Origin of the sequence: Pseudomonas sp. H26/SER47-MNA-CIBAN-0231 (assembly GCF_040310465.1) — a bacterium.
Lineage (GTDB): Bacteria > Pseudomonadota > Gammaproteobacteria > Pseudomonadales > Pseudomonadaceae > Aquipseudomonas > Aquipseudomonas atacamensis.
The window spans coordinates 1-19,178 of record NZ_JBEOPW010000009.1 but is presented as its reverse complement, the minus strand read 5'-3'; the positions used below and the strand labels follow the sequence as shown (position 1 = coordinate 19,178).

Here is a 19,178-nt window from a genome sequence, read left to right as displayed (position 1 = left end):
CCGCCTACCTGCACAAGCCAAATGGATTTGGCGGGCATCGGTGGACATTTACCAAGCGTTTCCAAGGAGCTCCAATGCCTGCCACGCATCGCCTTGATTTGCCTGCGATTGAACGCGCACTGCGTAATGTGCAGAGTCGTTTCGCCGAGCTCAGCCGGCACTTCACCGAGCCCCGAGACCCGTTCACTGACGAAGTCCTGAACAATGTGCTTGAAGGCTATGCGTTGGTTGACGAATATGTTGCCCGCGGCGTCGACCTGTTCGATCTGCAGCAACTGAACCTGATGCTGGAGATCAACGCCACGGTGCTGTGTGGCCGGGATCCGGCACGCCGGCTCGAATACGCCCAGCATCTGGCAGCTACCGAGGCGCACTTCTTCAACAATGTTGAGGGCGGCATCAAGGACTTGTACAACTGGTATTGCGCATACCGCAGTGAGTCAGTCTGGAAGCGTGCGGCGGGTGTCTATGTGCGCATTCTGAGCAAGCCGCAGCTGTTTATCGAAGGCAACAACCGCAGTGGCTCGCTGATAGTCAGCTACCTGCTCATGCGGGCGGGGCTGCCTCCATTCGTGTTGACCCTGGAAAATGCCGAGGGCTATTTCAACCCGTCTTCGGTCATCCGCAACTCCGCCAAGCATGGCGTCAAGGCGTTGTACGAATTGCCCAAGATCAAGAAAAAATATGCAGCATTCCTGGAAGAACAGGCGCCTGATCCAATGAAGTTCTTTCTCAAAGGCAAGCCTTTGCCTCTCTCGCAGGGTAGTAATTAATGAGCTGGGCTCCAGCATTTGCCAGATTGAGAACCTTCGGCAGCCGGGCAGGGCAGGCTGTCCGCTGCGCTTTGCCGCAGTTGTTCGAACGTCAGCGCATACGGATTTCGTTCGATATCGATGACACGCTCGCCTGCCAGCTTCATCACTGCGCAGTCGAGAACAGTCGACTACCGGCCTGTATTCATCGCTGGTTGGGTGAACCGTTGCGGATGGGCACACGATCGCTAATCCGAGAGCTGCGCCGCCAGGATTGCAGTGTCTGGGTCTACACCTCATCCGGGCGCACGCCGTCCTATATCAGGCGTTGGTTGGCGCTGTACGGTATCCGCGTCGACGGCGTGGTCAACAGCGTACTGCACAACCGTGCCCTGACGGCGCACGGGATGTCGAACGCGCCTTCCAAGTATCCGCCAGCGTTCGATATCGACTTGCATGTCGATGATTCGGAGGGCGTGCAGATTGAAGGCAAGGATCATGGCTTCCGGGTGGTCGTGGTGCATCCCGAGGATGATCGCTGGGCGCAGAAAGTGCTCGATTCGGTGGCCAAGGTCCAGGCGCAGCTCGCCTGGCAGCAAATGCGCAGACCTCAGGCGCCGGTGCAACAGCGTGCGGAGGCTGTCTTTGAGTCGCTTGGCTGAGCGAGTACGCATTGGCTATCTGGACAGCAGCGCCTCAGGTGTACGAGGCACTGCTGAGAAATGACTCAACAGATGCGCAAACGCTGCTGCGCAAAACATGTCTCGCAGAAACGACAAAGCCCTGAATAATCAGGGCTTTGTCGTACATAAGATGGCGGAGGCGATGGGATTCGAACTCATGGACCTGTTACAGTCGACGGTTTTCAAGACCGTTGCCTTAAACCACTCGGCCACACCTCCGTTTGCGTTGCGGGCGCCATAATACCTGAATGAAACACACTGTCAAACTCTCTGCATGGCTTGTTACAGAGCGTCTGTTATGATCTTTGCGACTGAACGTTTCAAACCAACAGGAGTGTCGCCATGCGCGAACAGGATTACGCAGTTAATAACAGCGTGCAGGCTGAGCAGCTAGAGGTTAGCCGCGTCCTGCGCAACACTTATGGTCTCTTGGCTCTGACCCTCGCATTCAGCGGCGTGATGGCCTTCGTAGCCCAGCAGATGCGTGTCGGCTACCCGAACATTTTCGTGGTGCTGATCGGCTTCTACGGGCTGTTCTTCCTCACCAACAAACTCCGTGATTCCGCCTGGGGCCTGGTATCCGCCTTCGCGTTGACCGGTTTCATGGGTTTCCTGCTCGGCCCGATCCTCAACCGCTACCTGGGCATGCAGGGCGGCGCTGAAGTGGTCAGCTCGGCTTTCGCCATGACCGCACTGGTGTTCGGTGGCCTGTCGGCCTACGTGCTGATCACCCGCAAAGACATGAGCTTCCTCGGTGGTTTCATCACCGCTGGTTTCTTTGTCCTGCTGGGCGCTACGCTGGCGAGCTTCTTCTTCCAGATCAGCGGCCTGCAACTGGCGATCAGCGCCGGCTTCGTGCTGTTCTCGTCGGTCTGCATTCTGTTCCAGACCAGCGCGATCATCCACGGCGGCGAGCGCAACTACATCATGGCGACCATCAGCCTGTATGTATCGATCTACAACCTGTTCGTCAGCCTGCTGCAACTGTTCGGCATCATGAGCCGCGACGACTGATCGTAATGGCTGCAATAAAAAACCCGCTTCGGCGGGTTTTTTATCGTCTGGACAAAGGTGTCTGCTCAGTTGATGACGATGCTGCCGTCCACTTGCTGACGGTAGATCGTGTAGGGCAGCAGCAAGGTATCTAGGGCGCCGGACACCACGGCGTCCACCAGCACCACCGGAATGGCCGCGTTGCGGTGATCATCGGGATCGATGCCTGAGGCCAGCGGAGCGTTCAGCGTGCAGAAGTCATAAGCGAGGCCGCTGTAGATTCTCGGTACCGCGCCGCAATAGCTTTTCTGCTGCTTGAGCCCGTCAATGGCAGCCTGGTCGTCGCGCGCCACCGTTTGAATCGTGCCACAACCGCCGAGCAGCAGGGCCGCCAGCAGTATTGCCTGAATTTTCATAGCGCCATTCCTTAGCCGCGAAAAAACCCAATCTACCCTGATCACTGGTAAAAGACACCTACGCCATCGGTGGCAGGCGTCGCTTGACCGGGGTCTTCTTGACGATCGCGGTGTTGGTTTCGGCCAACGTATTCAGTCGGTCTAGCAGGGTATCGAGCTGCTCCATGGAGCGCACGTGCAGGCGGGCGATAAAACAGTCGTCACCGGTGACCTTGTCGCACTCGGTGAACTCCGGAATCGACATGATCTGCCGCTCAACCTCCTGCAATTGCCCTGGCAGCGGCCGCACACGGACGATCGCCTGCAACTGATAGCCGAAGCATTTCGGATCGATCTCCACCGTGTAGCCCTTGAGTACGCCGCGCTCTTCCAGGCGCCGCAACCGCTCTGCCACGCTAGGCGATGACAGGCCGCTGATCTGCGCCAGCGCTTTGAGCGAGCGCCGCGAGTCTTCCATCAGCGCGCTGATAAGGATCTGATCGATATCGTCAGTCACATTCAAACTCCGGATTAGGCAAAGGACGCAAATCACCCTCGATAAAAAAGGCAAAAACCAAGTTTAGCCTGCTTTATGCGCTGGAGCAGCGCGAGGTGCGCTTGGCATACTTTTGCCATGCTTCGCTCACAGCCTCAGGAGAAGATGATGGACAACGCAATCCGCCGCGGCTCGCTGGAAATGACCGCCGCCATGCTGATATCCGGGACGATCGGCTGGTTTGTGCTGGTGTCCGGGCAACCGGTGCTCGACGTGGTGTTCTGGCGCTGCGTGTTCGGCGCCGGCACCTTGCTCTTGGTCTGCGCCGCTTTTGGCTTCCTGCGTCCGGGAATGCTGACTCGCACAACGTTTCTGCTGGCGGTGCTCAGTGGCATGGCGATTGTCGGCAATTGGGTGCTGCTGTTCGCATCCTATTCCCGCGCCTCGATTGCCATCGGCACCGCAGTCTATAACGTGCAGCCATTCATGCTGGTCGGCCTGGCGGCGTTGTTCCTCGGCGAGAAAATTACCCTGCAGAAGCTGTTCTGGCTGGCGATTTCGTTCATGGGCATGCTGGCGATCGTCAGCGCCCATGGCACGCAAGGCGAGGAGGGTAACGATTACTTGATGGGAATTGCCCTGGCGTTGGGCGCGGCGTTTCTGTATGCGATCGCGGCACTGATCATCAAGCGCCTGACCGGCACGCCGCCACATCTGATCGCGCTGATTCAAGTCTGCACCGGGGTGTTGTTGCTCGCGCCTTTTGCGCATTTCGATGCGTTGCCGCAAGGCGTCGATGCCTGGGCCAGTCTGCTGACTCTCGGGATCGTGCACACCGGTCTGATGTACGTCTTGCTGTACGGCGCGATTCAAAAATTGCCGACGGCATTGACCGGCGCGCTGTCCTTTATATATCCGATCGCGGCAATTTTCGTTGACTGGTTCGCCTTCGGCCATCGCCTCGAATTGCTGCAGTGGATCGGCGTGGCGGCGATCCTGCTGGCCGCCGCCGGCATGCAACAAGGTTGGGGCTGGAAAGCCCGGCGGCTGGCGGCACAATAAGGATCAGATGTTCCAGCGCGGTGCGGTTGCTGCCAAGCGCTGGCGCATCTCGCTGATATTGGCCGCCAGTTGCCGGGTCAGCATCCGGTAGCCGTCGAGCGTATTGGCGACTGGCGCATCAAGGTCCGCTGCTGGCAGCTCCATCGGCCGCTCCAGCCGTTGCGAGGCCCCGGTTTTCAAGGCGCGAGCCATCCCGATCAGTTGCACGCGAATCTGCCGGTGTTCGGCCTTCAGCGCCGTTTGCAAATGGGCTGTGGCCTGCGGGTCGCTGGCATTGGGACGGATATTGCCGAGAATTTCCAGCGTACTGATGCACATGCGCAGGTTGCGCTGAATCGCGTCGAGCTCGGTCATGGAGATTTTCACTTCCTTGGACACCGACGGCATCAGCGAGCGCAATTGCACCATCACCGCGCCGACTTTGCTCATCAGCCGCACATGCTCGTCGGCGCTGACCGCTTCACCGTTGATGATGCGCCCGTATACCGTGGCGCAATCGCGCAAGGCATCGGCGAGGTTGTAACGCCACGAGTAGACCGCGTACAGCGGCAGGGCGAAGGAAAACGCCAGGGCGAGGGCGATGCCGATCAGGATGTCGACGCCGCGCCACAGACCATCGGTGATCGGGTTGTCGCCATGCCCGGCGACGATGAACACCGTGATGGCGGAGAGCAGGGCGGTGTAGCCGCCCTTGCCGATCGCGTGATAAGAGAAGAACCCACAGACCACAGCCATGGAAAAGTAGGTCAGCCACGGCATGCCCAGCCAGGCGTGCTGCGCCACCAAGGCCAATCCGACTCCCGCGCCGATCAGGGTGCCAATGGCGCGCTCGGCGGCTTTTTTGCCGATGTTGCCGTGGTGCTGCAAACCGCCGATCACCACCAGCATGGTCACTGACGCCCATTCGCCGTGGGGCAGGTTGATGCCGGTGGTCAGCAGAATCGTCGCCAGCAACCCCAAGGCCACCCGCACGGAATGGATCAGTCGGGCGTGACGGTAGCGCCGATACGGGTCCAGTAACGGACGCAGGATACGGCGCAACAGCGGTGGCAGGCGGTGGGTGCTGTAAGTAGTCAGTGCGAACCTCGTACGTCAATCAAATCAATGGAAGGGGAAAATGTAATTCATCCAGGCGGACATGCGCAGCAGGATTTTGCGCATCGCGCCGATGTGATGAAAGTGCTGACTGTAAAGCGCCGCTTGCCCGTAGGCGCCGCCCGGCATGAGCGCGCTGTATTCGGCGAACGCCGGGTCAGTGATTTCAATGATCACCGGCACCCGTCCGGCCGGGGGCGAGCCGGTGTAGCTGATCAGGGTGCCGGAAGGTTGCACTTGGCCCTCGGCGATCACCCCGATCACGCTTTTCACTCGCCCCGCGAAGACTTTGCCGGGAATGCCATCGAAGGCGACTTCGGCCTCGTCGCCCACGGTCAGACGCAGCAGGCTGTTCTGACGCATCCAAGCGGCGAAGTACTGACCTTCTTGCGGAATAAACACCATCGACGGGCGCAGCGGCAGCTTGCTCGCCATCATTCCCGGGCGCAGCGAAACGTGGGTGACGAAGCCTTTACTCGGCGCTCGAACCACAGTGTTGTCCAGCTCGAACTGCGCATTGTCCAGTTGCGCCTGCAGATCGTCGGTGCGGGCGATGGCCGCGTCCAGTTCACGCTGGGTGCCGAAGTTGCGGCGAATCAGTTCGGTGATGCGGTAGCGGTCGCCCTTGGCTGCAACCAGTTGCGCCTTCAGCGATTTCAGGCGGTTCTGGAAAGGCGTGGGATCGATGCGGAACAGCACGTCGCCTTTTTCCAGGGGTTCGTTGCCCTTTACCGGCACGTCGATAACCTGGCCGCTGACGATCGGAATGACCGGCACCGAGACAAAGTAGGAGCGCGCCACTTCGGAATAGGGATGGTTGTAGTTCATGGTGAAAATCAGCGCGCCGACGATCAGCACGCCACCCAGAACAGCGGTGGGCACCGTCCATTTGTTCAGCGGAATGCGGAAGATCTTGAAAATCGCGACGCAGAGCGCGGCATACGTGAGGATGAGCAACAGATCCATGCTCAGATCCCCCGGCTGTCAGATTGAGACACAACCGGCGACTGCGCTTCGAGCCGCTCGATCCGGGCTTGCAGCTCGACGACCTGCTGCTCCAGTTGATTGACGTGATTCTGAATGGGTTTGCCATCGCCAAAACCCCAACCGCGATCCTCGCGATAGGCCATCGCCCAGATCCACAGAAACGGCCACAGCGCATGCAGGGTAAACAGGCTGACCCAGCCCGTGGCATGGATTGCGTCCTGGTGTGGGTGGTTTCGGTGGACAGCAATCTCGTACGGAATGTCATGCAGTACGATGATCCCGTAAAACAGCACGAGACCGACAAAAACCAACAGACCCAATGCGAAGTAATCGAGCATGGTCAGCCTCCCGGGCATCCAGCAATGCTGGGCTGAGTGTAGTCACTGAATCGCCGGGGGGCTGACGGATCGGCAGGATCATTCAATCCTGCCGATCACCCGTCAAAAGATGTAATCGGTGGTCAGGAAACTCGAATCACGCCCGCGAATGATCTCGCTGATCAGGTCCTTGTTGCTCTCCTGGAATTTGGTCGCGACCAGCGTCCGAATCGAAAACACTCGCAAGGCATCGTGAACCGACAGCGTGCCTTCGGCGGAGTTTTTGCGGCCGTTGAACGGATAGGTGTCCGGGCCGCGCTGGCACTGGGCGTTGAGGTTGATCCGCCCGACCTGGTTGGCGAAAGTGTCGACCAGCCGGCCGACCGCCACCGGGTTGGTGCCGAAGATGCTCAACTGCTGGCCGAAATCGGATTCCAGCACGTAGTCGATCACGGTATCGAGGTGGCGGTACGGCACGATGGGCACGACCGGGCCGAACTGTTCTTCCTGATACACGCGCATCTGCGGGTTCACCGGATAGAGCACTGCCGGGTAGAAGAACGAGGCGTGGGACTCGCCACCATTCGGGTTGACCACCTGTGCGCCTTTGCTTTGCGCATCCGCGACCAGACCGTGCAGATAATCGACCTTGCCCGACTCCGGCAGCGGCGTCAGCGCCACGCCGCTGTCCCACGGCATGCCCGGTTTCAGCGTGGCCAGTCTGGCGTTGAATTTCTCGATGAAGCTGTCGACCACGTCTTCATGCACGAAAAGAATTTTCAGTGCGGTGCAGCGCTGACCGTTGAACGACAGCGAACCGGTGACCGCTTCGCTGACGGCGTTGTCGAGATCGACTTCGGGCAGGACGATACCCGGGTTCTTGGCGTCCAGACCCAGAGCCGCGCGCAAACGGTGTGGTTTCGGGTGCAGCTTCTTCAGGTCACTGGCGGCCTTGTTGGTGCCGATGAAGGCGAAGATGTCGATCTTGCCGCTGGCCATCAGAGCGCTGACGGTCTCGCGGCCGCTGCCGTAGATGACGTTGATCACGCCGCTCGGGAAGCTGTCGCGGAAGGCTTCGAGCAACGGCCGAATCAGCAGCACGCCGAGCTTGGCCGGTTTGAACACCACGGTGTTGCCCATGATCAGTGCCGGAATCAGCGTGGTGAAGGTTTCGTTCAGCGGGTAGTTGTAAGGCCCCATGCACAAGGCGACGCCGAGCGGCACGCGGCGGATCTGGCCGAGGGTGTCCTGCTCCAGCTCAAAGCGGCTGGAACGGCGGTCGAGTTCTTTCAGGGCATTGATGGTGTCGACGATGTAATCGCAGGTGCGATCGAACTCTTTTTCCGAGTCCTTGAGGTTCTTGCCGATCTCCCACATCAGCAGCTTGACTACCGCCTCGCGCTGCTCGCGCATGCGGCCGAGAAACGCTTCGACATGCTGGATGCGCTCGGCCACGCGCATGGTCGGCCACAGGCCCTGACCTCGGTCGTAAGCGCGAACGGCAGCGTCGAGGGCGGTGAGGGCGGTGTCGGCATCCAGCAGCGGCGTGCTGCCGAGGATCACCTGTTCTTCGCCGTTTTCGCTTTTCAGATAAACCGGACTGCGCACCTGCGCGAGGGGGCCGTCCCAGCGGCGCAATTGACCATCGACCAGATATTCACGCTGCTCGACCTGAGCGTCGAGGCGATATTTTTCCGGGATGTCGCTGACCGAAGGGAACAGGTTGCCAAGGATGTTTGCTGTGGTCATGTCACTACCCTGTGTTGAAGTCGGCGTGCCGATTGAAAGTCTTGTGAAGGTTATACGCCTGAACGGGCCGGGATTTAACCCTGTGAATGTCACGCGAATGTCACGCAACGGTGCAACCGCAGTCCACCCTGTGGGAGCGAGCCTGCTCGCGAAGGCGCCGGCACATCCAACATCCTCATTGCCTGACGCAGCGCTTTCGCGAGCAGGCTCGCTCCCACGGTCGATCGTGTAAATCAGTCAGTCTGTCTTCGGTAATGAAGCTTTTATGACAAAAGTTCGGTAGCCCTTTGCCAGTCCGGTCATGCCTGTGTAACGCGCTTGAGGGGCCTTTCGGGGCGCACTTTGCGAGTCGGGGCGGGACGCCGGGAGTGAGGCAATGGGGACTATGGAACGTTATTCGAAAGTGGGCATGCAGGAGCTCGATCAACGCCTGTCGAAGATCGTCGAAGCCGCGCGCAAGAAGCCGGTTTCGGTGTATCGCTACGGCGCGCCGTGGGTCTGGATCGTCTCGCAGGAGGACTGGCAGGGCGCTCTGAAAGAAGTGTCCAGCTACATTCCTCCGGGCCATTCGCTGGTGTTGCTGCGCCCGCAGATCGACGATCTGCTCGACGCCCACCAGGACCTGCTGCACGACCTCAATGCCGCACCCGGCATGCTCATTCCCGCGCAGACGGTGATGCACGTCCTGCTCCTGCAATTGCTGTATTCGGTGCCCAGCGAACAGCAGCTCTATGAACAGCTGAACTACAACCTGCTGTTCCGCTGGTTCGTCGGCCTCGGCCTGAACCAGAAAGTCTGGAGTTTCACCGCCCTCAGCCGTGACATCGCCACGCTGCTCAACGAGCCGCGCGCGGTGCTGCTGATTCAGAAAATCATCGGCGAAGTGTTCTGCGGTGCCTTGCTGCAAATGCCCGAGTTCTCGCTGAACTTTGCGCTGTTGCACACCTGGCTGGGCAAGCACGCCTGCGCCACCACGATCAGCAATTGACGCAGCACACCGGGCGCTAACGCCCACAGGTCATCGCGAATTTCAGGGGGTAATGTGGAACGGATTTTCACGTCACGGCTGGCGCTGTGGGGCTGGCTGCTGGTGACGGCGGGCGCGCAGCCGGCGCTGGCCGAGGAGGGCACAGAAGCGCCCGCCGCGCAGCGACTGGTCGACGTCAACGAATACTTCGTGCGCGGCAATACCGTGCTCGATGCCCGGGCGATCGAAGAAGCGGTGTACCCGTTTCTCGGCCCGCAGAAAGCCTTGAGCGACATCGAAGGCGCCCGCGATGCGTTGCAGAAGGCCTATCAGGAACGCGGCTATCAATCGGTGTTTGTCGAGCTGCCCGAGCAGGCCGTGGCCGATGGCATCGTCTATCTGCAAGTCAGCGAAACCAAGGTCGGCCGGGTGCGCGTGGTCGGCGCCAAACACTATTCGCCGCTGGATATCCGCGACAACGTCCCGGCGCTGAAAGAAGGCGAGGTGCCGGACTTTGCCAAAGTCCAAGGCGAACTCGCGCAGCTCAACAAGACCCCCGGTCGCCAGGTCATGCCGCTGGTGCGCGAAGGGCAGCGCCCCGGCACCATGGATGTCGATTTGCAGGTCGAAGACCAGAACCCGTGGACGGCCAGCGTCGGCCTCAATAACGATTACAGCGCCGACACCGAAAAGCTGCGCAGCGTCACCAGCCTCGGTTACAACAACCTCTGGCAGCTCGGCCACAGCGTCAACCTGACGTTCTTCACCGCGCCGCAGGAAACCGACAACGCCAAGGTCTGGTCCGGGTCCTACACCGCGCCGCTGAGCGAGCGCTGGAGCGTGCAGTTCTCCGGTTACCAGTCCGACAGCAACGTCGCCACCATCGGCGGCAGCAACGTGCTCGGCAAGGGTCACAGCTACGGCGTCGCGGCGATTTACACGTTGCCCTCGAGCGACAATTGGTCGAGCTCGTTGTCGGCCGGGATCGACTTCAAGGACTTCGACGAGCGCCTGAGCCTGTCCGGCGAAAGCGACAAGGTACCGCTGAAATACGCGCCGTTCACCTTCGCCTACAACGGCTTTCGCTACAGCGAAAAGAGCCAGCTCGGCCTCGGCCTGAGTCTGGTGGCCGCCACGCGCAGCGTGTTCGGCTACGGCAGCGACGACGAAGACTTCGACTACAAACGTTATCGCGCCAAACCGAGTTTCGCCGTGCTCAAGGGCGACACCAACTACACCTGGACCTTCGACAGCGACTGGCAGAGCGCAAGCAAAGCCGCATTCCAACTCGCCTCGGGGCCGCTGGTTTCCAACGAGCAATTCTCCGCCGGTGGCGCCACCTCCGTGCGCGGCTATCTCGCGGCTGAACGTACCGCCGATGACGGCTATTTGCTCAGCCAGGAATTGCGCACACCGTCGCTGGCGAAATTCGCCGGCACGTGGATGCAGGACTGGCGCTTCTATGCCTTCGCCGAAGGCGCGCAGTTGTATCTGCGCGACGAACTGCCGGATCAGGACGCCAATTACGCCCTGGCCAGCGTCGGCCTCGGCACCCGCGCCAGCCTGAGTAAATGGCTGTCCGGCAGCCTCGACTGGGGCTACCCGCTACTCGAAGGGCCGAACACCTCAAAGCAGGAATCGCGCCTGCACTTCAACCTTCAAGCCACTTTCTAACGGAGCACGTCCATGCAACGCCTCTTCCTTTCGTTGTTGATCTGCCTGGGCTTCGTGCTCCCGGCCACGGCTCAGGCCTGGTGGCAGGACGACTGGCATTACCGCAAACAGATCGCCGTCGACACCACGCCACAAGGCGCGGCGATCAATCAGGCGCTCGGCCGCACCGCGCTACTGGTGCGCCTGCACACCGGCAACTTCACCTTCGACGGCGTGAAAGAGGACGGCTCCGATCTGCGCTTTGTCGCGGCGGATGACAAAACCGTGCTCAACCACCAGATCGAAAGTTTCGACGCGCTGATGGGCATGGCGCTGATCTGGGTCGATGTGCCGAATGTAGAGGGCGGTCAGCGTCAGGACATCTGGATGTACTACGGCAACCAGAAAGCCCCGGCCACCGGCAACGGGCAACTCACCTTCGATCCGAATTACACCGCGCTGTATCAATTCGACGGCGCCACCGGCACCCCGGCGAAAGACACCACGGCGTACGGCAACACCGCGCAAAGCGCGACCGGCACAGCGATTGATGGCGTCGTCGGGCGTGCCTTGCAGTTCAGCGGCCAGCCGTTGTTGCTGCCAGCCAGTCCGTCGCTGCAACACAACGCGGGCAGCGCGTTCACCGTCAGTGCCTGGCTGCGTCTGGATCAGGCGAGTGGCGAGCAACTGATTCTCGCTCGACGCGAAGGCACGCAAAGTCTGTTGGTCGGCGTCAGCCAAGGCCTGCCGTTCGTGGAAATCGACGGCCAGCGCGCCGCCGCCACGCAAGCTCTGGCTCCGGCGCAATGGCAACACGTTGCGCTGACCGCCGAGGGTTCGAAAGTCACCCTGTACATCAACGGTCGCGAAAGCGCTGCACTGGCCCAAGCGATGCCGGCGTTCAACTCGGTCATGGCCATCGGCGCCGATCTGCAGGAAGGCGCGTTCCAGCCATTCGCTGGCGCTATTGATGAGCTGCGCCTGTCGAAAGTCGCCCGTCCGGCCGCGTTGTTGCTGGCCGATGCCACCTCGCAAGGCGCCGAGTCGAAACTGGTGGCTTACGGCGTCGATGAAGAGCAGTCCGGCTTTGGCTTCGGCAGCCTCGGCTTCCTGCTCAACGCGGTGCCAGTCGACGCCTGGGTGATCATCGCCGTGCTGGTGCTGATGATGTTCCAGTCGTGGATCATCATGCTGCGCAAGAACCGCAGCCTCAGCCGCGTCACCGCGGCCAACGAAGACTTCCGCGTGCAATTCGCCAAGGTCGGCACGCGTCTGGAAATGTTCGCCGACGATGCGCAACTGGCTCAGCGTCTGCAGCATTCGTCGCTGTGGCGCCTGTATCTGGTGGCGGTCAAAGAGATCCGTACCCGTCGCGAGCAGGGCGCCGATACCTCCTCGGTTTCAGCGGCGACCATCGAAGCCATCCGCTGCTCGATGGACGGCGTGCGCACCCGCGAGAACCAGCAGCTGAGTTCGAAACTTTCGACCCTGTCCAACGCCATCGCCGGCGGTCCGTATATCGGCCTGCTCGGTACGGTGCTGGGGATCATGGTGGTGTTCCTCGGCACGGCGATGGCCGGCGACGTCAACATCAACGCCATCGCTCCCGGTATGGCCGCCGCGCTGTTGGCCACGGCGATGGGCCTGTTCGTCGCGATCCCCGCGCTGTTTGGCTACAACCGCCTGATCACCCGCAACAAGGAAGTCAGCGCCGACATGCGCGTGTTCGTCGACGAGTTCATCACCCGGCTGGCGGAAATGCACGGCGAGAGCCAGTTCAGTGAGGCGTCGCACCAGCGCGGCCATCACGCCAACCACTCCGTACCGGCCTGAGGAGCATTGACATGGCGTCCGTAAATGCCTCCCACGACGATGATGACGATGCCGCCGTCGACAGCATCAACATCACCCCACTGGTCGATGTGCTGATGGTGGTGCTGGTGATGTTCATCCTCACCGCCACCGCGCAGGTCTCCGGGATCCAGATCAACCTGCCCAAGGCCAGCGCGTCGATTTCGCTGTCGGAGGCCAAGACCAAGGCGATCTCGGTCAACGACGGCGGCCAGGTGTTCCTCGATGCCTATCCGGTCACTTTGGCCGAGTTGGAAGAGCGCCTGCGCATCGAGAAAGCGCAGAGCCCGGATTTCCCGGTGATCGTGCGCGGCGATGCGACGGTGCAGTACCAGAAAGTCATCGAAGTACTCGATCTGCTGCGCCGGCTCGAACTGTCCCAGGTCGGTCTCGTTACCGGCAAACCGAGTCAGGGCTGAGTCATGACCGCACAACTCCCGATCGAGCCGCCGCCCGTGAAAAAGTCGTCGTTGCGCTATGTGAAGTGGGGCGCCGGATTGCTGGTCGCCGCGCTCGCCGCGTGGTTCCTCTGGCAGTGGGCCAACGACATGGCCGGCGTGCGTCGCGAAGCGCCGAAGGTGCCGACGATCATTCCGTTGCCGCCACCGCCACCACCGCCGCCGGAGAAACCGCCAGAGCCGGAAACGCCGGTGGAAGAAAAAGTCGTCGAGCCCGAGCCAACGCCGGAGCCGGAGGAGGTCAAGCCTGAAGAAGAGGCGCCGCCATCGCCGGCGGACGATCTGGCCAATCCGATGCAAATGGACGGCGACGCGCAGGCCGGCAGCGACGCTTTCAACATCGGCGCGGGCAAGGGCGGCGGCATGGCCGGTGCTGGCGGCGGGCGTTTGGGCACGGGCACGTACAGCCAGTTTCTCGCGTTCACCTTCCAGCGTTTGCTGCGCGAGAACCCCGACCTGCGCAACCTCGCATTCTCGCTGCAGGCCGATGTCTGGCTGAGCCGCGTCGGTGAGATCACCCGCGTCGAGCTGATCAAATCCAGTGGCAACCCGCAAATCGATACCCAGGTGCTGGCCGCTTTACGCGGTGCGCCAGCCCTCAGCGAACGGCCTCCGGCCTCCATCACTTTGCCCGTGCGCTTGTCCCTGCAAGGGCGGCGTCCGGGTTAATTCACTTATTCAAGCTTCGGCAAAAGGAGTTGTGTGCAGATGATTTCCAACGTGAATCGATTGTCCCTGGCGGTCGGCATGGTCATTGCGACCCTGGTCGGTCAGGCCGTGGCAGCGCCTGCGCCGTCGGAGAACGCCACGATCAATCTGATCCGCTTGCTGGTCGAGCAGGGCATCCTCAAACAGGACAAGGCCGACGCGCTGATCGCCCAGGCGCAGAACGAAGCGGCGCAGGCCAAACAGGCTGCCGCGTCCACCGCAGTCGCGGCCGGACCGGTCGCCGCGCCGGGCGATGTCCGTGTGCAGTACGTGCCGGCAGCGGTGCGTGACCAGATCCGCGATCAGGTCAAAGCCGAGGTCATGGCCACCGCCAAACAGGAAAACTGGGCAGCGCCGAATACCTTCCCGGACTGGGCCTCGCGCATCAGTTTCGACGGCGACATTCGCCTGCGTGACGAATCGCGGTACTACTCGGGCAACAACAGCAACGAAATCGTCGACTTCGCCAAGCTCAACAACAATGGCCCGTACGACGTAAATCCCAACAGCAGCACCAGTCTGCCGCCGTTGCTCAACACCCGCGAAGACCGCGAAAACCTCTTTCGCCTGCGTGCACGCCTGGGCATGAAAGCAGTGATTTCGGAGGAATGGACCGCCGGCATTCGCATCGGCACCGGTTCGGACAACAACCCGGTATCGACCACGCAGAACCTCGGCGGCGGCTTCGCCAAGAAGGACATCTGGCTCGATCAGGGCTACCTGACCTGGAAGCCAATGGACGAATTGACCCTGACCGGCGGGCGCTTCGCCAATCCGTTCATGTCCACCGACATGCTCTATTCCAACGACCTGAATTTCGACGGTGTGGCGGCGATTTTCGATCACAAGCTCAACCGCGATTGGGGCGTGTTCGGCACCGTCGGCGCGTTCCCGGTGGACTACACCAACGACACTTCCAGCAGCAACGGTTTCGATAAGGAAGAGAGCGACAACAAATGGCTGTACGGCGCGCAGCTCGGCGCGAAATGGGCGATCAACAGCAACAACCGCCTCAAAGGTGCGCTGGCCTATTACCGCTTCGACGACATACAGGGCCAGCGCTCCAGCCCCTGCGAACCGTGGGCCGGCGCGCCAGGCTGCGACAGCGACGGCACCCGCGCGGCGTTCATGCAGAAGGGCAACAGCGTGTTCCTGCTGCGTGACATCACGCCGAACCCGCTCAACCCGAGCGCTACGCCGCAGCCGCAATTCGTCGGTCTCGCCTCCGAATTCAACCTGCTCGATCTCAACGTGGTCTGGGATGCCGACCTGCCGCAGGACTTCAAACTGCGCAGCCAGGGCAACTACATCCACAACCTCAGCTACGACGAAGGCGACATGCGCAAGCGTTCCGCCGGGCAGATCGTCAACAACCTCGACAGCAACGGCGAGATCGAAAGCGGCGCCAATGCATGGATGGTGCAGTTCACCCTCGGCAACGCACTGGACCTCAAACGCAAGGGCGACTGGAACCTGTTCGCCGGCTACAAGTACATCCAGCCGGACGCCTTGCCGGACGGCTTCAACGACTCGTCGTTCCACCTCGGCGGCACCAACGCCAAGGGCTATTTCATGGGCGGCAACTACGGCCTGGCGAAGAACGTTTCTGCCACGGGTCGCTGGATGAGCACCGAAGCGGTGTACGGCGCGCCGTTCGACATCGACGTCTTGCAGCTTGAGATCAACACGCGCTTCTAAGGCGCCGGGAGAGCTTTATGAACACGCGTTTTCTCGCGCTGTGCCTGGGTTTGCTGCTTGCCACCGGGGCGAGCGCCGAAGGCATGGAAGAGCGCTTGCGCACGCAATTGCGCAGCACCACCCAGCAATTGCAGGCCCTGCAAAGCCAACAGGCCCAGGCCAGCGCCGCGCAACTGGCAGCGCAGAACGAAGCCAAGGCAGCGCAAGCGCAGATCAAGCAGCTGACCGCCGAACTGGCCAAAGCCAAAGGCCTCGCCGAGCAACTCGCCGGGCAGCAACAGAGCCTGCACAGCCAGGCGCAGGCGCAAGTGGCGGCCAGTGCCGAGCAGACCGGCAAGTTCAAAAAAGCCTACGACGAGTTGTTGGTCCTCGCTCGCGGCAAGGAAGCCGAACGCTCGAAGCTGCAAGCGCAACTGGCGGAACGTGACACACAAGTGCAGCAATGTTCAGCCAAGAATCAGCAAATGTACGGCGTCGCCAAACAGATTCTCACGGCCTACGAAAACATCGACGTCGCCGAAGTGATGAAGATCCGCCAGCCATTCGCCGGCAGTGCCCGGGTCAAGTTCGATGAACTGGCCCAAGGCTTTGGCGACGAGCTGTACAAAACCCAATTCGACGCGCCGCAAGCCGCGATCGCTCACTGATAACAAGGAAGAAAGCCATGACTCAATTGATCACCCACGTTTCCCCGCAATCACTGACCGACGTTCTGCAAGCCGCCGGTTATCGCGTCAACCAGAGCGAACAGAACGGCATCGTGCAATTGCTCAGCGCCAGTCAGGGCATCGGCTACGCCGTGCGGTTCGGCAACCCGGCGCTGGAGCAGGGCAGCTTTGTTGATTTCACCTTCAGCTGTGCGCTGCGCGTGCAGGGCGACTTGCCCCAGGGCGTGGCCGAGCAGTGGAACGCTACGCGGCGGTTTGCACGGTTGTCGTTGCAGGGCGAGTTTCTGCTGATGGAAATGGACGTGGTCGTGGCCGCTGGGGTGAGCAACGAGCACCTGCGCGGCAATTTGGAATTGTGGGATCGCCTGTTGCAGGAATTCATCGTTTACCTGCGCGACTTCAGCCAGGCCACTGGTGTGCAAACCGCCAAATCAGCTATCGCCGAACAAGAGGAAGTCGCGCTGTGAAAAAGCCTGCCATGGTGATCGGCGCCGGAGCGCTGGCGTTGTTGGTGGTGGCCGTGGCATTGGTGCTGCGGCCGGGCAGTGATCCGGTCGCCGCTCAGCAGCCCTCGCCGGTGATGGCGGTTGCAGCCGGGCCAGCGGTCGCGCGGTTGGGCAATCAGCAGGTTTCGCCAGAGGAATTGCAGGCGCTGCTGGCCACCGTCCCGGCGCAAACCCGCGAACAGCTGCGCGGCAACCGTGAGGCGCTGGAGCGCTGGATTCGTGCGCGGCTGGCGGAAAAAGCCGTGCTGGAACAGGCCGATGCGCAGGGCTGGGCGCAGCGTCCCGACGTCGCCCGGCAGACTCGCGCGGCGACTGAGCAGATCGTGTTTCGTGATTATTTGCGCTCGGTGAGTCAGGTGCCGGCGGAGTATCCAAGCGCAGCTGAGTTGCAGCAGGCGTATGACGCGGGGAAGGCCAACTGGCAGACGCCGCCGATGTACCGGGTCAGTCAGATTTTCCTTGCTGTCAGTGATTCCGCTTCGTTGGAAACCGTACGCAAACAAGCCGCTGAATTGAGCAAGAAGGCGCAGTCAGCACCGGCTGATTTTGCGGCGCTCGCTACGCAATATTCGCAGGATCGAGTGACGGCAGAGCGGGGCGGTGATACCGGCCTGCAACCGTTGCAACAGCTGGTGCCGGAAGTGCGCAGCGCCGTGGCGCGGCTCAAGGTGGGCGCCGTGTCTGATCCGGTGCAAAGTGCCGCCGGCTTCCACGTGATCAAACTAACCGAACAACAACCGGCCCGCACCGCGACGCTGGAGGAACTGCGCGACCAACTGACCCAGGCCCTGCGCGCACAACGCCAGGAACAGATCGCCCAGGCTTATCTGGACGGCATGCTCAACACCGCCACCCTGAGCATCGACGGCGCCGAACTGAACAAAATCCTGGAGGAAAAACACTGATTTCACCTACACCACAACCCCTGTGGGAGCGAGCTTGCTCGCGAAAGCGGAGTATCAGTCAGCAAATATGTTGAATGTGCTGACGCTTTCGCGAGCAAGCTCGCTCCCACAGGGGGCTATGGCGCACTCAAGGCAACTACAAAGATCGACAGGGAGTCATCAATGTCATTCACTGAACCCGCAGGACGCCCGGGCCCCGCTGATTATCAAACGCCCCAAACCCGCCCCGAACCCTGGCTAAACCAGGCCGCGACCATCGACAGCGAAGTCGCCCAATACTTCCTCGTCAGCGCCCGCTGCGGCTGCTTCATGCAAGCCGCGCGCAGCCTCAACGTGCGCTCGACCCTGTTGCGCAAACAACTCGCGCAACTCGAACAACAACTGCAACACAGCCTGTTCAGCTTCCAGGGCAGCGCCCTAACGCTCACCCGCGAAGGCCAACAGTTGCAGGCCCGACTCAGCACCCTGGCCCACCAACGCAAACTCCCGGTCATCGAACAACCGCTGATCCGCCTCGCCATCGCCGAATCCATCCTCCACGACATCCTCGGCCGCGACCTCATCGCACTACTGCGGCGCAATGCCAGCCTGCGCCTGGAAATCATCGCCCTCGACAGCGAACTGGCCCTGCGCGCGGTCAGCGCCGACATTGTCCTCTGGCTCGCCTCCGGCGAAGCTCCAAACCTTGGTCCCACCTTCGCCACCAGCGCACCGCAACATCTCGCGCGAATTGAATATCTGCCGCACATCGCCAAGCGCTATTCGCGGGTGACAGCGCGACCGGAAACGCCGGATGATCTGGCGGACTTCATGCTGGTGCAGTGGCAGCATGATCGACAGGTTCAGAGTTTTCGCCCGTGGAATGAATTGGTCGAGCAGCGCTTGGCTGGCGTAGTGCAGATGCAATCTTATGAATTGATGCTGGAGATGATCCGGTGCAGCGCTTGCATCGGATTGCTGCCGGCATACATGAGCCGCTTCGACCGTGGCCTCATCGCACTGCCCGGATTATTCGCCGAACCGATGCAGCTACACGCGTGGCTTGCCGTCAACACCGACTCGCAAAACTCCACCGAAATCCAAGCCCTCACCGACCTCATCCAGCAAACCTTCAACGAACGCCACGAATGGTTCCAGCCTTGACCCGCCCCCATGTAGGAGTGAGCCTGCTCGCGAAAGCAATCCGCCAGTCGAAGCCACAGTGACTGACAAACCGCATTCGCGAGCAGGCTCGC

20 protein-coding genes and 1 tRNA gene are annotated in these 19,178 nt (G+C 61.2%); 14 read left to right on the top strand and 7 right to left on the bottom strand.

Annotated elements, in window-relative coordinates:
* Window positions 1-74: 74 nt before the first annotated feature.
* Entirely contained in the window at window positions 75-773 is a 699-nt protein-coding gene (locus tag AAEZ10_RS15450; RefSeq protein ID WP_073474629.1) for a hypothetical protein, read from the top strand.
* Window positions 773-1,414: a hypothetical protein gene (locus tag AAEZ10_RS15445; protein WP_206074990.1), complete on the top strand. Its 642-nt coding sequence runs from the start codon at window positions 773-775 to the stop codon at window positions 1,412-1,414. The genes AAEZ10_RS15450 and AAEZ10_RS15445 overlap by 1 nt, the downstream gene beginning before the upstream one ends.
* A gap of 152 nt (window positions 1,415-1,566) precedes the next feature.
* Here the strand turns inward: AAEZ10_RS15445 and AAEZ10_RS15440 are convergent.
* Window positions 1,567-1,654: transfer RNA gene (locus AAEZ10_RS15440), tRNA-Ser, on the bottom strand.
* Between the two features lie 123 nt (window positions 1,655-1,777).
* Between AAEZ10_RS15440 and AAEZ10_RS15435 the strand changes: the two genes are divergently transcribed.
* On the top strand, window positions 1,778-2,449 hold the full coding sequence (locus tag AAEZ10_RS15435; protein ID WP_008006561.1) for a Bax inhibitor-1/YccA family protein: 672 nt from the start codon (window positions 1,778-1,780) through the stop codon (window positions 2,447-2,449).
* A 65-nt stretch (window positions 2,450-2,514) separates the two neighbouring features.
* On the opposite strand, the gene AAEZ10_RS15430 is transcribed toward AAEZ10_RS15435, so the two are convergent.
* Window positions 2,515-2,844, bottom strand: coding sequence for a YceK/YidQ family lipoprotein (locus AAEZ10_RS15430; RefSeq protein WP_024012842.1), 330 nt, complete (start codon window positions 2,842-2,844; stop codon window positions 2,515-2,517).
* 58 nt (window positions 2,845-2,902) lie between these two features.
* On the bottom strand, window positions 2,903-3,340 hold the full coding sequence (locus AAEZ10_RS15425) for an Lrp/AsnC family transcriptional regulator (RefSeq protein ID WP_056785725.1): 438 nt from the start codon (window positions 3,338-3,340) through the stop codon (window positions 2,903-2,905).
* A 147-nt stretch (window positions 3,341-3,487) separates the two neighbouring features.
* On the opposite strand from AAEZ10_RS15425, the gene AAEZ10_RS15420 reads away from it, so the two are divergent.
* The gene (locus AAEZ10_RS15420; protein WP_056785729.1) at window positions 3,488-4,381 is read left to right on the top strand and encodes a DMT family transporter; all 894 of its coding nucleotides are present in this window, start codon (window positions 3,488-3,490) and stop codon (window positions 4,379-4,381) included.
* A 3-nt stretch (window positions 4,382-4,384) separates the two neighbouring features.
* On the opposite strand, the gene AAEZ10_RS15415 is transcribed toward AAEZ10_RS15420, so the two are convergent.
* The 4 genes from AAEZ10_RS15415 to AAEZ10_RS15400 all read right to left on the bottom strand — a co-directional run bounded on the left by AAEZ10_RS15415 (window position 4,385) and on the right by AAEZ10_RS15400 (window position 8,529).
* A complete protein-coding gene (locus AAEZ10_RS15415; protein ID WP_038861649.1) occupies window positions 4,385-5,425 on the bottom strand; it encodes an FUSC family protein in 1,041 nt (346 codons plus the stop codon).
* Window positions 5,426-5,482: 57 nt separating this feature from the next.
* Window positions 5,483-6,442: an HlyD family secretion protein gene (locus AAEZ10_RS15410; RefSeq protein WP_071172330.1), complete on the bottom strand. Its 960-nt coding sequence runs from the start codon at window positions 6,440-6,442 to the stop codon at window positions 5,483-5,485.
* Window positions 6,443-6,444: 2 nt separating this feature from the next.
* The gene (locus tag AAEZ10_RS15405; protein ID WP_350569921.1) at window positions 6,445-6,801 is read right to left on the bottom strand and encodes a DUF3302 domain-containing protein; all 357 of its coding nucleotides are present in this window, start codon (window positions 6,799-6,801) and stop codon (window positions 6,445-6,447) included.
* Between the two features lie 102 nt (window positions 6,802-6,903).
* Window positions 6,904-8,529, bottom strand: coding sequence for an NADP-dependent glyceraldehyde-3-phosphate dehydrogenase (locus tag AAEZ10_RS15400; RefSeq protein WP_016774600.1), 1,626 nt, complete (start codon window positions 8,527-8,529; stop codon window positions 6,904-6,906).
* A gap of 376 nt (window positions 8,530-8,905) precedes the next feature.
* Here AAEZ10_RS15400 and AAEZ10_RS15395 point away from each other — a divergent pair, with 376 nt between their 5' ends.
* The 10 genes from AAEZ10_RS15395 (at window position 8,906) to AAEZ10_RS15345 (ending at window position 19,086) form a co-directional block, all read left to right on the top strand.
* Window positions 8,906-9,517, top strand: coding sequence for a transposase (locus AAEZ10_RS15395; protein ID WP_024012848.1), 612 nt, complete (start codon window positions 8,906-8,908; stop codon window positions 9,515-9,517).
* A gap of 54 nt (window positions 9,518-9,571) precedes the next feature.
* Window positions 9,572-11,170 (top strand): ShlB/FhaC/HecB family hemolysin secretion/activation protein, encoded by a 1,599-nt coding sequence (locus tag AAEZ10_RS15390; protein WP_122507252.1) that lies wholly within the window; start codon window positions 9,572-9,574, stop codon window positions 11,168-11,170.
* A 12-nt stretch (window positions 11,171-11,182) separates the two neighbouring features.
* Window positions 11,183-12,982, top strand: a complete 1,800-nt coding sequence (locus tag AAEZ10_RS15385) for a DUF2341 domain-containing protein (protein WP_350569918.1) — start codon at window positions 11,183-11,185, stop codon at window positions 12,980-12,982.
* Window positions 12,983-12,993: 11 nt separating this feature from the next.
* Window positions 12,994-13,419: an ExbD/TolR family protein gene (locus tag AAEZ10_RS15380; protein ID WP_350569916.1), complete on the top strand. Its 426-nt coding sequence runs from the start codon at window positions 12,994-12,996 to the stop codon at window positions 13,417-13,419.
* Window positions 13,420-13,422: 3 nt separating this feature from the next.
* Complete coding sequence (locus tag AAEZ10_RS15375; RefSeq protein WP_350569914.1) at window positions 13,423-14,127, top strand: energy transducer TonB; 705 nt, start codon at window positions 13,423-13,425, stop codon at window positions 14,125-14,127.
* A gap of 39 nt (window positions 14,128-14,166) precedes the next feature.
* Complete coding sequence (locus AAEZ10_RS15370) at window positions 14,167-15,864, top strand: putative porin (protein WP_024012852.1); 1,698 nt, start codon at window positions 14,167-14,169, stop codon at window positions 15,862-15,864.
* A 17-nt stretch (window positions 15,865-15,881) separates the two neighbouring features.
* Window positions 15,882-16,511 (top strand): DNA repair protein, encoded by a 630-nt coding sequence (locus AAEZ10_RS15365; protein WP_110646561.1) that lies wholly within the window; start codon window positions 15,882-15,884, stop codon window positions 16,509-16,511.
* Window positions 16,512-16,528: 17 nt separating this feature from the next.
* Complete coding sequence (locus AAEZ10_RS15360; protein WP_282387036.1) at window positions 16,529-16,999, top strand: YbjN domain-containing protein; 471 nt, start codon at window positions 16,529-16,531, stop codon at window positions 16,997-16,999.
* Window positions 16,996-17,943 (top strand): peptidylprolyl isomerase, encoded by a 948-nt coding sequence (locus AAEZ10_RS15355; RefSeq protein ID WP_350569911.1) that lies wholly within the window; start codon window positions 16,996-16,998, stop codon window positions 17,941-17,943. Before AAEZ10_RS15360 ends, AAEZ10_RS15355 begins: the two co-directional genes overlap by 4 nt.
* A 162-nt stretch (window positions 17,944-18,105) precedes the next feature.
* Window positions 18,106-19,086, top strand: a complete 981-nt coding sequence (locus tag AAEZ10_RS15345; RefSeq protein ID WP_350569909.1) for a LysR substrate-binding domain-containing protein — start codon at window positions 18,106-18,108, stop codon at window positions 19,084-19,086.
* Window positions 19,087-19,178 lie beyond the last annotated feature (92 nt).

Bases quoted from the DNA above. Each gene is read 5' to 3' on its own strand.
- AAEZ10_RS15395 (WP_024012848.1), top strand. From the start codon at position 8,906: ATGGGGACTATGGAACGTTATTCGAAAGTGGGCATGCAGGAGCTCGAT.
- AAEZ10_RS15360 (WP_282387036.1), top strand. From the start codon at position 16,529: ATGACTCAATTGATCACCCACGTTTCCCCGCAATCACTGACCGACGTT.
- AAEZ10_RS15445 (WP_206074990.1), top strand. From the start codon at position 773: ATGAGCTGGGCTCCAGCATTTGCCAGATTGAGAACCTTCGGCAGCCGG.
- AAEZ10_RS15435 (WP_008006561.1), top strand. From the start codon at position 1,778: ATGCGCGAACAGGATTACGCAGTTAATAACAGCGTGCAGGCTGAGCAG.
- AAEZ10_RS15385 (WP_350569918.1), top strand. From the start codon at position 11,183: ATGCAACGCCTCTTCCTTTCGTTGTTGATCTGCCTGGGCTTCGTGCTC.
- AAEZ10_RS15370 (WP_024012852.1), top strand. From the start codon at position 14,167: ATGATTTCCAACGTGAATCGATTGTCCCTGGCGGTCGGCATGGTCATT.
- AAEZ10_RS15410 (WP_071172330.1), bottom strand. From the start codon at position 6,442: ATGGATCTGTTGCTCATCCTCACGTATGCCGCGCTCTGCGTCGCGATT.
- AAEZ10_RS15430 (WP_024012842.1), bottom strand. From the start codon at position 2,844: ATGAAAATTCAGGCAATACTGCTGGCGGCCCTGCTGCTCGGCGGTTGT.
- AAEZ10_RS15405 (WP_350569921.1), bottom strand. From the start codon at position 6,801: ATGCTCGATTACTTCGCATTGGGTCTGTTGGTTTTTGTCGGTCTCGTG.
- AAEZ10_RS15450 (WP_073474629.1), top strand. From the start codon at position 75: ATGCCTGCCACGCATCGCCTTGATTTGCCTGCGATTGAACGCGCACTG.
- AAEZ10_RS15400 (WP_016774600.1), bottom strand. From the start codon at position 8,529: ATGACCACAGCAAACATCCTTGGCAACCTGTTCCCTTCGGTCAGCGAC.
- AAEZ10_RS15375 (WP_350569914.1), top strand. From the start codon at position 13,423: ATGACCGCACAACTCCCGATCGAGCCGCCGCCCGTGAAAAAGTCGTCG.
- AAEZ10_RS15420 (WP_056785729.1), top strand. From the start codon at position 3,488: ATGGACAACGCAATCCGCCGCGGCTCGCTGGAAATGACCGCCGCCATG.
- AAEZ10_RS15345 (WP_350569909.1), top strand. From the start codon at position 18,106: ATGTCATTCACTGAACCCGCAGGACGCCCGGGCCCCGCTGATTATCAA.
- AAEZ10_RS15365 (WP_110646561.1), top strand. From the start codon at position 15,882: ATGAACACGCGTTTTCTCGCGCTGTGCCTGGGTTTGCTGCTTGCCACC.
- AAEZ10_RS15380 (WP_350569916.1), top strand. From the start codon at position 12,994: ATGGCGTCCGTAAATGCCTCCCACGACGATGATGACGATGCCGCCGTC.